This window comes from Gemmatimonadota bacterium, assembly GCA_030747075.1.
Classification (GTDB): Bacteria; ARS69; ARS69; order ARS69; family ARS69; genus ARS69.
In genome coordinates this window covers 1-15,648 of record JASLLL010000044.1, presented here as the reverse complement: position 1 = coordinate 15,648, position 15,648 = coordinate 1, and the positions used below count along the sequence as shown (strand labels likewise).

The 15,648-nt window shown below is 66.5% G+C and carries 8 protein-coding genes; 3 read left to right on the top strand and 5 right to left on the bottom strand.

Annotated features, from left to right (window positions below):
* A partial coding sequence (locus QF819_10605) for a 3-hydroxyacyl-CoA dehydrogenase family protein (GenBank protein MDP6803601.1) occupies positions 1 to 531 on the top strand: 531 nt, incomplete at its 5' end.
* Positions 532 to 559: 28 nt separating this feature from the next.
* On the opposite strand, the gene QF819_10600 is transcribed toward QF819_10605, so the two are convergent.
* The 3 genes from QF819_10600 to QF819_10590 all read right to left on the bottom strand — a co-directional run bounded on the left by QF819_10600 (position 560) and on the right by QF819_10590 (position 6,839).
* Positions 560 to 2,842: an SNF2-related protein gene (locus tag QF819_10600; GenBank protein MDP6803600.1), complete on the bottom strand. Its 2,283-nt coding sequence runs from the start codon at positions 2,840 to 2,842 to the stop codon at positions 560 to 562.
* Between the two features lie 74 nt (positions 2,843 to 2,916).
* The gene (gene ggt / locus QF819_10595; GenBank protein MDP6803599.1) at positions 2,917 to 4,620 is read right to left on the bottom strand and encodes a gamma-glutamyltransferase; all 1,704 of its coding nucleotides are present in this window, start codon (positions 4,618 to 4,620) and stop codon (positions 2,917 to 2,919) included.
* Positions 4,617 to 6,839 (bottom strand): FlgD immunoglobulin-like domain containing protein, encoded by a 2,223-nt coding sequence (locus tag QF819_10590; GenBank protein ID MDP6803598.1) that lies wholly within the window; start codon positions 6,837 to 6,839, stop codon positions 4,617 to 4,619. The genes ggt and QF819_10590 overlap by 4 nt, the downstream gene beginning before the upstream one ends.
* A 182-nt stretch (positions 6,840 to 7,021) precedes the next feature.
* Here QF819_10590 and QF819_10585 point away from each other — a divergent pair, with 182 nt between their 5' ends.
* Entirely contained in the window at positions 7,022 to 9,616 is a 2,595-nt protein-coding gene (locus tag QF819_10585; protein ID MDP6803597.1) for a DUF2817 domain-containing protein, read from the top strand.
* Positions 9,617 to 9,812: 196 nt separating this feature from the next.
* Entirely contained in the window at positions 9,813 to 11,552 is a 1,740-nt protein-coding gene (locus QF819_10580; protein ID MDP6803596.1) for an ABC-ATPase domain-containing protein, read from the top strand.
* Here the strand turns inward: QF819_10580 and QF819_10575 are convergent.
* Both QF819_10575 and QF819_10570 read right to left on the bottom strand, forming a co-directional pair.
* On the bottom strand, positions 11,491 to 14,754 hold the full coding sequence (locus tag QF819_10575) for a CHAT domain-containing protein (protein MDP6803595.1): 3,264 nt from the start codon (positions 14,752 to 14,754) through the stop codon (positions 11,491 to 11,493). The genes QF819_10580 and QF819_10575 overlap by 62 nt on opposite strands.
* A complete protein-coding gene (locus QF819_10570; GenBank protein ID MDP6803594.1) occupies positions 14,754 to 15,326 on the bottom strand; it encodes a sigma-70 family RNA polymerase sigma factor in 573 nt (190 codons plus the stop codon). The genes QF819_10575 and QF819_10570 overlap by 1 nt, the downstream gene beginning before the upstream one ends.
* Between the last annotated feature and the right edge of the window lie 322 nt (positions 15,327 to 15,648).

Genomic DNA, 15,648 nt, shown 5'->3' with positions numbered 1-15,648 from the left:
ATGGCGGATAGTGCGATCATCGCGAGCAACACCAGCTCCATTTCCATCACGGAGATGGCCCAGCCCATCCGCAACCCGGAGCGCGTGATCGGGATGCACTTCATGAATCCGGTACCGTTGATGAAGCTCGTGGAAGTCGTAAAGGGGCTGCGCACTTCCGAAGAGACGACGGCTGCGGTCGTGAAACTGTCCGAAGAACTGGGCAAGACTCCTGTGGTCACCAACGACTACCCCGGCTTCATCTCCAACCGCGTTCTCATGCCCATGATCAACGAGGCCGTGTACTGCCTGCAGGAAGGCGTGGCGGATCGGGCTGCCATCGACACGATCATGAAGCTCGGCATGGGCCACCCCATGGGACCGCTGACGCTTGCGGATCTCATCGGGCTGGATGTGTGCCTGCACATTCTCATCGTGCTTCAGGACGGGCTTGGAGATCCCAAGTACCGGCCATGTCCCTTGCTGCGGAACATGGTGGCGGCGGGCAAGCTCGGGCGGAAGACGGGCGAAGGGTTCTACACCTACGGCTGATGGCGCAGGGAGTGGCGGTCGTCCGTGTTCATCCGGTGAAGGTGACCCCGACGAGGGCGTCGGGCGGGCCGGGCAACGCCATTTCGCGCAAGGCGGTTCGGGCCCGAGCTTCCCAGTCGTCGATGTTCCAGGCGGCCGCGGGAACATCGTGCGTGCCCGCGGGAAGAGCGCGGATAAAGTCTCCCCAATGCGGGCAGTCCTTGCCGTTGAGGTCGCGGGCGTAAAGCATGAGGCGACCCTGATCTCTTCGAATGGCGATGACACCGGTGCCTGCAAAACCCGTTCCCGGGATCGACAGCAGCACGGTTCTTCCGCGAGCACTGTCGACCGCTTCGCGCAGAATCGCCTCGACCAGGGTATGCCCCGCCGCGAAGAAGTCCACGCCTTCGCGGCGCACGGCCTCCGCCCGGTTGAATGTCCCCAGCCACCGGTGGCCGGTGGTGACGCCGTGCAGCGTCTCCACGGTGGCGCGGTCGCCGAACTCGATGTACCAGGTGGCGGGATCCGGCTTCGGGTCGGTGTGAAACCCGAACTGTCGGCACGCTTCCAGCACAACGCGTTCCGTGCGTTTCTCCAGGTCGCTCGGGATGCGCTCCAGGATGCCGGGGGCCATGGTCGGCTCATACGCTCCCGCGTGCAGGTGATGATAGGCGGCCTGATGGACTCTCCCCCGAAGGCGGTCCGTCTCCTCCACCATGGCGTCCAGATCCAGTTCGGCGCCGCGTTTGTCGGCCGTGTTGCGGATGGCCTCTTCGACATGGCCCAGCGCGCGGTCGAGGCCGCCGAGCGGCTCCTCGAAGATGCGAAGTCGTTCATAGAGCCGCGCGACGGAAGCCTCGAAGCCGTCGGCCGGGCGAAAGTAGACGATCTCCACCGGCGCCCGGCGATTGATGCGATCCAGCCGTCCGATCCGCTGCTCCACCAGAACGGGATTCCACGGCAGGTCGAACAGCACCAGTCGCCGGGCGAACTGAAAGTTGCGGCCTTCGCCGCCGCACTCGGTGGCGATGAGGATCGGCGGTCCCTTCGGGTCGGCGAAATGGGCGACTTCCAGATCGCGGCGTGCCGGGGAGAGGTCTTCATGAAAGACCGCCACGCGACGGCTGAGGTGAAACTCCAGTTCGCGCTTCAGGAGTGTCAGCGCATCGCGGTTCCGCACGAAGACCAGGCTCTTCTCGTCACGGCGCACCCAGTCGCGGGCTTCGCGGGCCAGCGCGATCAGGCGCGGGTCTTCCCGGTCGGTCAACTCCCGGGAGGCGAGAGGGGCCACTTCGATCGGACAGGGAACGCGCGGAGGAAACCCGCCGATGTCGACTCGCCTTGTCGCACTCGTGCAGGGGGCCAGCGGACGGCCGTGATCGAGCGCGTCGCGAAACTCCTCCCACGACGGATAGTCGTCGGGACGCAGGAGTTGCAGCAGGCGAAAGAACCCCTGCGCATCCGCCTCCAGCGGCGTGGCGGAGAGGAGCAGCGCATGGCGGGCGGCCTGTGCGATGGGGGCCACCGCGCGATAGGCGGGCGTACCCGGAGTGCCTTCGCGCCGCCGGAGGTGGTGCGCTTCATCCACCACCAGAAGGTCCGGCTTCGATGCGGCCGCGAGGCGGGCAAGCGATGAGTCCCGTACGAGATCTTCCAGAGCCACGATGGAGAGCCGATGCACTTCGAACGGATTGAAGCTGGCTCCCTGCTCCTTCACGACATCCCTGCGGCGGTGGTCATCCATGAGGACGAAGACCTGATGGAACTTGCGGTAGAGTTCGCCCAGCCACTGCACCACGAGCGCGGAAGGCGCGACGATCAGCGCGTGCTCGGCGCGATCGGTGCGCAGGAGGTGGTTCAGTACGAGGCAGGCTTCGACCGTCTTCCCGAGGCCGACTTCATCACTCAACAGCCAGCGCACCGGATCCCCGGCAGCGGCACGCTCCGCCACATGAAGCTGGTGCGGGAAGATCTCGATCCTCCCGCCGAGGAAGGAGCCCAGTCCGCCGGATTCGCGGGCGTGGAGGAGTTCGAGCGCTCGAAGTCGTGGGGCGAAGGCGTCGAGGCGGTCGGTGTCCCGGCGGGCGAGGCATTCGACAATGTCCCCGCCGTAGTCCTCGTACCAGCATTCGGGGTCGGCGCCTTCGGGGAGGGTGAGCGGGAGGAAGGGGTGGCCCTGGGCGGCAAACTGGAGAGTGTCACCCGTCCGCGGGAAGTGGACCGCCAGTCGGCGGCGATCGATGGCCTCCACGATCCCCGGACCGAGTTCCCGATTGTGAGGATGGACGACCTTGTCCCCCACGCGGAGGGGGTCGTGCGGTGTTGGGGGCAAGGGTCTCTCCTCGGACGGTGAGGGGGCCGGGCGGCGAAGGATACGCGACGCGGCGAAGCGGGGGAAGTGCGGGTTCAGCGGCCTTCAGCGAGACCGGCTCCGCGCCGGTCGAAGACGCCGACAAGGCTCCCGTCGGGGAGGCGCCCGATGGCGGCCACTCGTCCGATGGGGGATCGGTCGCGGAGGTTGTAGCCCAGAGTCCGCAGCGACGCGCGCGTGGACTCGGGGAGCGCGGTCTCTTCCGCAAACACGACATCCGGAAGCCATTGGTGATGGAAGCGCGGCGCGTGGACCGCGTGCTCCAGGTCCATCGCGAACAGCGTGGCATTCAAGAACACCTGCAGCACCGTTGTGATGATGGTGGAGCCTCCGGGAGAGCCGAGCGCAAGAAGGAACCTGTCGTCCTTCAGCACGATGGACGGGGTCATGGAAGAGAGCATGCGCTTGCCTGCGGCGATGGAGTTGGCTTCCGTTCCCACGAGGCCGTAGAGATTCGGAACGCCGGGCTTGGCGGAGAAGTCGTCCATCTCGTTGTTGAGAAGGAACCCGGCCCCCGCTACGACAATCCCGGAACCGTACGAACCGTTGAGCGTCGTGGTGATGGACGCGACATTCCCGAAGGAGTCGCAGACGCAGTAGTGCGTTGTCTCTTCCGACTCAGGGAGGGGCGGATCTCCCGCGGAAACCCGGTCGCTGCTTCCGGCGGAGTCGGGCGGGATGAGGCGGCGCCGGGCAGACAGATAGGGTTCGGACACGAGCATCTCCACCGGGACACTCGCGAAGGCCGGGTCGCCCAGGTGGTGGTTGCGGTCGGCATAGGCCAGGCGCTCCGCCTCGACGAGGCTTCGCACATACGCCGCGGAGTGCGGTCCGGCTGCGCGGAGAGTCTCCCAGTCCACCAGGCCGAGGATCTGCGCCAGGACGACGCCCCCGGAGCTCGGCAGAGGGTGCGTGAGGATCTCGTGGCCGCCGGACTGAATGCGAAAGGGCTCGCGCGGGATGGACTGGTAGGACGCCAGGTCCGCAGCGGTCATCATGCCGCCGCCGCGAGCCATCTCCGCGGCAACGAGTCGTGCGGTCTCGCCCGCATAGAAGCCGTCCCGCCCGTCGCGCGAAATGCGGAGAAGCGTGCGCGCAAGGTCTTCCTGCCGGAGGGTGTCCCCTTCGGCGATCGGCGAGCCACCGGGAAGGAAGAGGGCGGCGGCGGCCGCGTGGGCGGAGAGGAGTTCGCGCCGCGCATGGACAGACTTTGCGAGAACTTCGGAGACGGGGAATCCGTTCCGGGCGAGGCGTACGGCCGGAGCGATCACGCGTTCGCGCGGGAGCCGTCCGCGTTCCGCGTGGATTCGAAGAAGACCATCTACCGTACCGGGCACTCCGACGGCCGAGTGGGTATAGAGACTGCGGCCACGGACCACTTCGCCCGTTTCGTCGAGGAACATGTCGCGGTGCGCGGCGGCGGGGGCCGTCTCGCGGAAGTCGAGAGCGAAGGCCTGCCCGTTGTCTTCGAGGCCGACCGCGAAGCCGCCGCCGCCGAGGTTTCCCGCGCGGGGCAGTGTGACCGCCAGCGCAAAGCCGACCGCGGCGGCGGCGTCAAACGCGTTTCCGCCGGCATCGAGAATCTCCAGCCCGGCTTGCGTCGCGAGGGGCTCCGCCGTGACGACCATGGCGTGAGGAGCGGATGCGGAGGACGCGCTCGCGGAGGCGGGAGCCACCGAAGGGACTCCCGCCGCGCACAGGAAGAGCATCGCTCGCGCCGACCACTGCGAGAGGTTCAACGGATGAGCACGAGCTTGCGCGTCGTGGGGATGCCGTCCGCGACGAGGCGGGCGAGGTAGACCCCGGCCGGAACGGTGCGGCCGTGGGCGTCGCGTCCGTCCCAGACCACGCGATGGGAGCCGGGACCCGTGCTGGGGCTCTCGACGAGAACGCGGACGCGCCGACCGGCCGGATCCAGAATGTCAAGCCGGACGGGCGCCGCGCGCTCCAGCAGGAAGGTAAGCGTGGTTCCCGGACGGAAGGGGTTGGGTGCCGCGGGAAGGAGCATGGGCCGCACAGCCCCGGGAAGTTCCGGGACACCGGTCATGGCATCCATGGTCAGCCAGATGGGATTCGTGTAGGCGCGATGCCCGGCGACTCCGTCGGTGGTGACACACTCTGCACGCAGGTAGACATCTCCCGTGAGGCCGAGTGCCGAGAGGGATCGCGTGGTGGAACCGCCGAGACCCTGCCCGGATGAGGAGGGATCGAAGGAGTAGACCACGCTGGTTCCGGAGGCATCCCCGACGAGTACCGACAGCGAAGTGATCGAGCCGAACTCGGCGAGGCTTCCCCAGCGGATGCTGAGATCGGGCAGCGTGGACGGATTCACGACGGCGTCGTCACCGATCATCAGGTCGCCGGTGTCGTACCAGCTTCCATTGCCATCGCGGTCGATCCCGATCTCCAGGAAGGGTCCGTCGGTCACGACGGATCGGCCGAGGCGCAGCGCCTCCAGAAGATCCGCGGACGGCGGGAGGTTTCCGGAGGAGTACCCCCCGGGGACATGGACGACCGTCTGGACCTTCCCCATGGCGTTGTCGGTGGCGTAGTCGTCAATCCCGAGATGCGAAGCGAAGTTGAAGTCGCCGTGGGCGTCGCTTCCTCCGCTGAAGAAGACCTGCGGGCGTGCGGTGCCGAGCTTCGCCCGCAGGTGTGTGTCCCACAGCGTGATGCCTGCCAGGAGAGGCCCGGGGTAGGGGTTCCCGGTGGAACTGCCCGCGTCGAAGTCGGGCCACGGGTTGTACTGATCGGTGGACTCCCAGAGTTCGCGCTGGTTGAACGCCTGGAACCCGCGAAACGCGTCGTAACCGAGCGCCGTGGTGATGTCCACGGATCCCCATGGGGCGCCGTTCATTCCCCAGTCGATGCCGCCCCATTCAGCGGAAAGGTCGCTGAGCGGATGCGCCGCGTACCCGAAACCGGTGCCCGAGATGGCGCTCAACGCGCCGGTCAGGCTGATGGAGACGGGTCGCTCGCCGAGGGCGCCGGAGTTGGGAGAACTGATGTAGGCGGGGTTGTAAACGAGGAAGTGGAGAGTCTTGTCGTAGGACGATGGATCGATGGACCCCACATTCAGTTCCACTCCGGTGAACAGGCGGAAGTCAGGCGCGTCCAGAAGAGCGACATCGGCTTTCGCAGCGTCCCACATATTGGAATAGCCGGAGTTGTCCCGATAGGTCGTGCTGATGCCGGATGCATCCTGCACGGTGTACTCCCATGCGGGGGTTCCGTAGGAGTAGGGGCCGTCGCCGAGTTCGTCGAGGTCGCAGGAGTGATCGGTGACCGTGAGCCATTGAAGCCCCATGGCGATGCCGGTTTCCGAGACCGCGGGAATGGGCGCGCCGAACTCCGCGATGTTGTTCGTGTACATGGTGTGGTAGTGGGTGTCACCGCCGTACCATCCGGCGGGCCACGGAAAGGGGCCGCTTCCGACATGCACGCGGAGCCATCGGGATTCCGTGTAGTTGAACCAGTCGTCCCGGTAGTACACGGAGACCTTGAGCTGAATGGCGTCTCCCGTCGCGTAGCCGAGGTTGGCAGGGGTGAGGAGCGTCCCGTTCGGGAGCGACGGATGGCCTTCCGTCACGGAGACGATGTAGGTCCAGAAGTTCTGCTCCCAGGAGTCGTTTCCGATGGTCTCGTCGCCAAAGTCGTGATCCCAGAGAATGGTCGATCCTCCGCCCGTGACATCCCAGCAGCGGATCCAGTGGAGATCGCGGATGTCGTCGACATCGCAGTCCTTGAGGATGACGGTCACCGGGATCGGCGTATTCGCGTCGATGACCCGCCACGGCGCATCCATCATGAAGTCCTTGGCGAGCGTATTCTCGTAGCGTTGCTCGGGGGGCGCGTCGCCTGGAACGGAACCGTCCGCGGGATCCGCGGCGGGGGTCGGTGCGGGCAGGAGGAGCGCCGGGAGCAGCAGGAGAACTCGGGCAGTTCGGCAGGAATCCATGCAGGCCTCCGTGGGACCGGTAGTCGGAGTCGTGTCGATGGATGATATCGCATTTCCTGGCCGAATGCCGGAGGTTCGTGCCTAAATCCTGCCCGACCACGGCGCTGGCCGTGGTATCATGGATCCATTCGCATTTGTCCCCCCCCGGATCGATCGAGTCGCACTCACCCGAGGTCAGAGTCATGCATCCTGGATCCGCCCGATCCGCATCATCTGTCGCCCGATTCGCCGCATTCCTTTTCGTCGCCTGCGGTCTGTTTTCGTGGCCCGCCGGGGCCGCTCCCATCCCGGTGGATTCCCACGGGCTCCCCCTGTGGGAGATCCGGGTGTATGAGGACTTCCCCGTCCGGATCGAGGTGGGGACCGGAGAAGAACTGAACGCACTGCTGGAGCGCGTGCCGGTGGCTTCCTTCCACAGGGAGCAGCTTCGCGTGGAGGGCACTCCTCCGAAGCATCTGCGGCTTGTCTGGGAACCGCGTGTCACGGAAGCCGAGGCGGAAGCACTGCGACGGGCCGGGGTTTCATTCGAGCGCATTCCGGACAGGGAAAAGCAAGCCCGCAGGGAGATGGAGCGCGTCTGGGAGGAGCAGGCTCTTGCGGGAGGGGACCGCCTTCTTCGCGGCGACACACGCGCCTACCACACGCACGCGCAGATCGGGACGGAGCTTCAGCAGACGGAACTGGACCATCCCGCCATCGCGCGGTTCCACACGATCGGGAGTTCCGTGCAGGGACGAGAACTCTGGGCGATCGAGATCGGGGACAATGTCGGCGTCGAAGAGGCGGAACCGGAGGTTCGACTCACGAGCACCATGCACGGGAACGAACCGCCCGGACTCGAAATGCTGATGTATCTGGTGGAGCACCTGACCGACAACTACGGATCCGATCCGGATGTGACCTACCTGGTGGACAACTACGAGATCCACATCATCCCGTGTCACAACCCGGACGGTCTGACGGCGGGGAGTCGATACAACGCGAATGGAGTGGACCTGAACCGGAACTATCCGGTTCCTGACGGGTCGGTGGGGGAAGACGGCACTTACGCATCTGAACTGGAGACCACCTTCTTCAAGGCGCATGGAGCGGCGCATCACTTTGTGATCAGCGAGAACGGCCACAGCGGCGCGCTGGTGGTGAACTACCCGTGGGATTATTCCTATGCGCTGACGCCGGATGATTCCGCGATCATCAAGCTTTCGCTGGAGTACAGCACTTACAACCTGCCGATGTACAACGGGTCGTTCTCCCAGGGGATTACAAACGGCGCGCAGTGGTATGTCGTTCACGGAAGCCTGCAGGACTGGTCGTATCAGGACACGGGCTGCATCGATGTGACGATCGAGTACAGCGACAGCTACTCGCCGCCGTCCAGCCAGCTGCCGCAGTTGTGGAATGAGAACCGCGAGAGCTTCCTGCACTTCATCAAGTCCGCGCGGTATGGCGTGAACGGAATCGTGACCGGGTCAGACACGGGGCTTCCGCTGGACGCAACGGTGACGGTTTCCGGAAACGCGAAGAGCGTGGTCACCGATCCGGACTTTGGCGACTACTACAAGCTGATTCCCACCGGGACCTACGACATCACCTTTGCGGCGGGCGGCTATATCACGAAGACGGAGTACGGTGTTTCCAGCACCTGGGGGACGCCGACGGTGTTGAATGTGGCGCTGGACCCGGTGGCTTCCGGCGATGTGTCGGGGTTCGTGCAGGAAGTCGGAGGCACACCGCTGACGGCGACCGTGGAGGTGCGCACCTATCCGGTGGACTCACTGGTGACGAGTGTCCAGAGCGACGGCGGGGCGGGCGGAGCGTACACGGTGAATCTCGTATACGGAGACTACCGCTTCCTGGTGTCGGCACCGGACCATGTGACGGCGAACCGAATCGTGACGGTGGATGCGGCTTCCGTTACGGAGAACTTCATTCTCGGCGGGGCGGAGGAAGTGGTGCTCTTCCAGGACGACTTTGAGGCGGGAAGCACGGGAGCCTGGTCGCTTTCGGGAGGCAGCTGGGGGATCTCGACGGTCGCATACAACTCCACGCGTTCGATGACCGACAGCCCGTCGACTACCTACGCAAATCTCGCCAACACCAGTTGCGCGATGGCGTCCCCGGTGGATCTGGGTGGCGTGGAGAGCGGGACCGTGTCCTTCTTCGCGCGATGGAGCATCGAGGACTCATGGGACTGCGTGCAGTTTCAGGTTTCGACCGACGGCGGCGGAGCGTGGACGGCGGTGTCCACTCCCTACACGACGGCCGGCAGCGGGCAGGGGGCGCAGCCCTCCGGAGAACCTGTGTTTGAAGGAAGCCAGTCCGCGTGGGTGGAGAACTCCGTGGACCTGGCTCCCTGGATCGGGCTGACGAATGTACGCTTTCGCTTTCAGCTGATGTCGGATTCGTCGGTGCGAAAAGACGGAATCTACTTCGACGACTTTGAGATTCGCGTCGTGCAGGAGATTGCGACGGGCGTGGCAGTGGCGGGCCTCGGGGGAGGGCTGACTCTTGAGAACGCGCCCAACCCGTTCCGTTCGGCGAGCGGGACCGCGTTCGCTTTTTCGCTGCCTGCAAAGGCGTCCGTGCGGATTGCGATCCACGACGCGGCGGGTCGCCTTCTGCGAACGCTGGTCGAGGAGGAACTGGCCGCCGGTGAGCATGTTCGACCGTGGGACGGCCGGGACGACGATGGCTGTCGCGTGGCAGCGGGAGTGTACTTCGCCAGCGTGGAGGCTGCGGGCGCGCGGATCATGCGAAAGGTCGTGCTGACGCGGTAGTGCGTGGGTGGGATGCGCGTGGCGACAGAGATGATGATCGACCGAGGCGGCACACCCCCACACCGTTGCGCGATCGCGGGAATCCGCTTGCCGGGGTTCCCGAGATCGCGGTACCTGTCTGGACCGGCGGGAGGGCGAACGGCCGGGACGCGTGGCTCCGTGACTCCCCCGGCGTCCCCTGGTTCAGGAGCGGACCGTGCCGCGTACTTCATCGGAACTGGACGAACTTCTCCGCCGCAGCGACGGACGCGGATACCGTGCCTACCGCGACATCCGCGGTCGCTGGCAGTTCCATCACTTCACGCTTCATGTCGACCATGTTCAGGGCGATCCCTTCGCTTCGCCGAGTCGCGTCCGCGTTCGGGTGGACCCCGCGGTGGCCGCGTTGCCCGGCTGGGCGTACGAAGGACGCAGCCGCCGCGTGGGTCTGGAGAACCTGCTGGCGCGCCAGTTTGCGCGCGGCGCCGCGTCGGGTTGCGGGCGGCGCGGTTCCGGAAAGAGCGGACTGGTGGAGATCGACACCCCCGGACAGGAGGTCCTCTCCGCGACCGCGACGCGGGTGGAGGACACGGGCCTGGTGGAGGCGCGCTTCCTCGTCGGGCTTCCGGCCGCGGGCCGGCGCGTTCTCGGGCGCGAGGCATGGGCCGTTCTTGGTGAAGAGGTTCCGCGCATCGTCGAGGCAGCGCTGAGCTTTCCGGCGCTCGACGAAGCGGCCGTGCGCCGCGCTGTGGAGACGAACGAGGACGCGGAGTTCCTTCGCGCCGAGATGGTTCGTAGAGGCTGTATCGCGTTCGTTGCCGACGGGAGCGTTCTCCCGAGGCGATCCGGCGTGGACGAACGCCCGCTCTCCGGCGAAGCGGTCGTGCCGTTCCAGTCCCCGGAGTCGTTGCGGGAAACCATCACCCTCCCCAACGCCGGGGAAGTGCGCGGGATGGCCGTCCCTGCGGGCGTGACGCTCATCGTGGGTGGCGGCTTTCACGGAAAGTCGACGCTTCTGGAAGCACTCAAGCGCGGCGTCTACAACCATCGCCCCGGCGACGGCCGCGAACGGGTGGTGACGGATTCGGATGCGGTGGCGATCCGCGCCGAAGACGGGCGACGGGTTGAGGGTGCGGACATATCGCCCTTCATCCGGAACTTGCCCTTCGGGCGGGGCACGGAGTTCTTCCGGACCGAGAACGCCTCCGGATCGACTTCGCAGGCCGCGAATATTGTGGAAGCGCTCGAACTCGGCGCGCGAGCCCTCCTGGTGGACGAAGACACGGCGGCTACGAACTTCATGATCCGCGACCGACGGATGCAGCAGCTCATCTCCGCGGAGAAAGAGCCGATCACGCCTTTCATCGACCGGGTTCGAGCGCTGCATCGGGATCTTGGCGTCTCCACCGTGCTGGTGATTGGGGGATGCGGCGACTATTTCGATGAGGCGGACACGGTCATCGCCATGGAGAACTACGCACCCGCCGATGTCACGGCTCGTGCGAAGGCGATTGCGGCGGAGATGCGAGCGGAGCGGGAGTCGGAAGACGGCGGCGGGTTCGGGGAATCACCGGCGCGTCGCCCGGATCCGGACAGCATTGATCCGCGGCGAGGGCGGCGGGAGGTCAGCGTGAAGACGCGCGGTTGGGATACGATCTGCTTCGGCGAGGAGACGATGGATCTCTCGTCGGTGGAGCAGATCGTGGATGCGTCGCAGACGCGCGCGATTGCGGACGCTCTTCTTCGCGTGCGGGAGTTCGCGCGGGCGGGGGGAACCGTAGCGGAGGTTGTAGACGCGGTGATGGAGGGAGTCGCGGCGGACGGGTTGGACTTCCTCGGGGGGCGGAAGTCGGGCGGGTACGCGGAGTTTCGGCGCTATGAACTGGCCGCCGCCCTCAATCGCCTGCGGAGCCTTCGCGCGGAGCGCCCCTCCTCGGTGGGGGCCCCTCGACGATGAAGCCCGCCCAATCGAAGGGATGCGTGGGGCGGCCGGCCTTGCGAAGCCTCGCGAGCGCGGCGAGGCTCGCGCGGCGGGCGGCTTCGGCGGGCGGGAGTTCTTCGGTGAGCATCGCGTCGTAGAAGTGGCCCATCCAGAGTCGCGTGGCCGCGTCCTCGACATCCCACAGGCTCATGACGATCGCCTCGGCTCCCGCGATCCGGAACGCGCGCCGCAAGCCGAGAACTCCTTCGCGTGAGTGAATCTTCCCGAGGCCGGTGCCGCACGCGGAGAGGACCGCGCACTGCACGCCGGTGAGATCCAGTGTGGCGATCTCCTCTGCGGTGAGGATGCCGTCGTCGGTACCGGGGGGCGCATCGGCGCGGCGGTTGGCGCCTGCAAACGCGAGTCCGGAGAGGAGAAGGGGGTTCTCGATCAGACTCATTCCGGCTGATGTCTCCGCCTTCCGGTCTTCGGCACCTCTGTCGCAGGGATTTCCGCCGAGGAAGAACCCGTGTGTCGCCAGATGAAGGATGCGCGTGCCGGGCGCGAGACGCCGGAAGGCCTCTTCCGTGGCGTCGTGCCCGTGCAACACGGTGGCGGTGTCCCGGGTGCCGGAGGATTCCTGCGGAGCTTCCCACGCTGCCGCAATGGCGTCTGCCTCGCGCCGCGTGCCGGGGAGAGGCTCAAAGTGCAGCGATGCAAAGCCGGGCTTCTGAGTGTGCCCGCCCCGGAAGGTCGCGGCGCGCCCGGAAGCAAGCGCCACGGGCGCCCGGGGGGAGGTGTTCCTCTCTTCCTCCCGGCCGTAGTCCGCTCCTCCGAGTGCGAGGATCCCGCGCCCGGGGGATTCGCGTTCCTTCGTCTGGAGGAGATCACGCTCGGCGGAAAGGACACGAGTGCGCACGCCAGTCTCAAGAAGGTACCTCGCGCTGTCGGCAGGCAGTGCATCGAAGGAGATGAAATGAAGCGTGCCGTCCGGCACGATCAGGACTTCCCTTGCGTCCGGGCAGTAGCGGATGAGGGGATCCCAGATACTCCGGCGGACCGCGGACCCCGCTTCCCGGCAGGTGCGCTCCGCACTCCGCTCGAAGAGCCCCCGGCCGCCGAGTTCGATCCGGGTGCGCCAGTGCATGACGGCGGAATCGATGGCGGCAGCCGACCCCAGCCGGACAAACCGGGGAGGGCTCCCGGGTCCACAGAGGACAAACGCGCCGTACTCGGGGGCGCCCTTCTGAAGATCCGGGAGGTACCGGTAATAGGACACCAGCGCCGTCTCTGGCGGGAGCGCACGGGCGAGATCCGTCACGGTCCCCTCACCGGGTTTCAGCCGGGTGGCGGGGGCCGTTTCGCCGAGTTGAATCTCCAGGCGTTCTTTCTTCCGGCGGAGTTCTTCAATCGTGGCCATGAATCCCGCATCGTCGCCGCCCGGGCCGCGGAGGGTGAGTCCCGCGAGGTGCGTCACCACATCCGCGACAGAATCCGCGAGGGCCGCCGCGCCCGGAGCGCCGGTCACTCGCGCGGCGCGTCTTCGCCTGGCGAGTTCGTCCATCACGAGCGCACGGGAACCGGCGAGCGCCGTCAACGCGTCCGACACTTCCGGCCCCGGTTCGGTGGAGAGCACTCCGAGCGCCGCGTCCACGCCTGATTCCCGCGAGGCGGCATAGCGCAGCGCGGCACCCTCCCCGAATGCATGGATGGTAAGGCGGAAGCGCTCGCGCGAGAGGCCCTCGGCCTCCAGCGCGTGGGAAACCGCCCTCAGCGTGTCTCCCAGAGCGGCGCTCGCGTGCGCCGCGTAGAGAAGCGTGCCCGGGATGTTCGGATGGAGCCGCCCGTTGGCCTCGCGCCGGAATGCCAGCGAGCGTTCGTAGGAAGCGCAGGCGGCAGCCGGGTCGCCCTCTCTGACCAGCAGCTTGCCGAGTGTCACCAGCGGTATCGCGAGGTCCGGATCGTCCGGACCGCGTGCGCTTTCGATCAGACCAAGGGACCGTTCGATGTATTCCCGCGCCCGGTCCAGCTCGCCGCGTTCCATCGCGAGATTGCTGAGCAGACTGAGTACCGGGGCGACGCGCTCATGATCGGGCCCGTAGGCACCCTCCACGATGTCGCGGGTCTGTTGCGCGATGGAGTCCGCGGCCCGGGCGTTCCCCGTTCGATAGTGCAGGATGGCGAGGTTCTGGAGGATGATGCTCATGGAGGGGCTCCTCCCGTGCCCGGCGTCGGAGAAGAGGGTCGCGGCACGCTCGTAGAGGCCGCGTGCTTCGTCGGTGTTTTGCGCATCAAGGAGGAGATTCGCCAGGGAGACACAGACCCTGCCCGCAAGCGTGCTCTCTCCCGATCCCGAGGCCTCGTGGATGGCGAGGCTGCGGCGGGCAACGCGAATGGCGGCCCGCGGGCGCCCGGCTCTGCGCAGCGCGAGCGAGTGGTTCTGGAGCGCCTGCGCAAGGTCGGGACTTGCGGGGCCGCACTCCTCCTCGAAGATGCCCTCCGCTCCTTCGAAACTCCGGCAGGCGTCGTCGTTTCTTCCCAGCCGCATCTCGGCAATCCCCCGGTTCGTCAACATACGCGCGAGCGTGCGTCGCTTCTCCGGAAGGCGGGTACGAAGGATGTGCGCGGCCTCGTGGTACCGGACGAGAGACGACTCAGGCTGCGCGAGGTAATCCTCCATCCCCCCCATGCTGAGGAGGGAGGAGACCAGCGCCCCGGGATCGAGATCCGCGTGTCGTCGTCGGATGGCGAGCGATCGGGACATCGCCGCCCGCGCCCGATCCATCTCCCCGGCCGCTCGATGAGCGGAAGCCAGCGTCTGGAGCACAGGCCCGATCGCCGCATGGTCCGGCCCGAGCACCTCCTCCTGGATCCGGAGGGAGCGAAGCAGTCGCGCCATCGACTCCGGCCCGCTGTCGCCGCCGCGCTTTGCGGTCCCTTTCGCCAGAGCCTCCATGAGGCGGGCCGCTTCCAGCGAGTCCTCCCCATAGCGCTCCGAGGCCTCGGCGAGAAGCGCGCGCGCCCTCTCTTCATAGAGCGCATAATCCCGCGATGCGAAGAGTCGCCGCAACTCGTCCAGCCCGGGGCGGATGCGGTGGAAGGGAGCCTCGGCGGCGGTGACTGCGGAGGGGTCGCCGGGCGCGGGATCGGCGGCCGCCGCAAGAGAGACGCAGGCGCCGAGGAGTGCCACGACAAGTGTTGCGGAAACCGGTGCGCGGTGGCGGGACGCGTGTTCCATCAGGCGCTCCCCCCGGGCGGGTCTTCCCAGCGACGGACGAAGGCGCGGACCTTCTTCAGACACTGGAACACTCCAACTCGCATGGTGGATTCCGCGCGGTCGAACTTCTCCGCGATCCGCGAGAAAGGGAGTTCTTCAAAGTAACGAAGCTGGATCAGTTCCCGGCATCGCCGGTCCAGCCCGCGGAGCGCCCACTGGAGGCGCGCTTGCTCATCCCGGCGGAGGAGCCGCTCGTAGGGGGCGGCCCCCTCCGAGGCGAGAGTCTCGTTCACTTCCACGGTGGGGCGTCTCTTCCGAAGCCGGTCGATGCAGCGCGCGGTCGCGATCGTCCTTACGAGCGGGCGCAACCCGCTGCGAAGAACGAAGTTCGGTACACTGACAGCCCTCCAGAGATCTCCGAGAGCATCCTGCACGGTTTCTTCCCGATCGGAAGCGGCGAAACCGTACCCGGTGAACCAGACCACATCCTCCGCCCATCGCCGAACCGTCGCGTGGGCCTTGGGGCATCCGTCCCGAAAGCCCAAGAGGGTCGAATCCTCTCGGTTGGACGGGGCCGCACGGGGAGGGGTCATGGAGCCTCCGAGGGGGAAGAAGAAAAGAGCACGAGAGGCAAGAAAACAGTATACCTTGGAAACTAGTAACAAGTTTGGCAGAATCGGGGAGGCGTGTAAACGCTTTTGCCATTGAAGCGACAGTATAGGGAGTCAGCCCCCCCCCGGAGTACTGGCAGGAGAGAGGATGATGGAGCACAACGAGGCAACCGCTCGAATCGTGGATCTGGGAAGCGGAGTCCTGGACAACCTCGAAGAAGAGGCGCTGCGGAAGCACGCAGCGTCCTGCGGAGACTGCGCGGGAGTGGTGGAGGTTCTGGAGCGTCTTCGCGCGGAGGCAGGT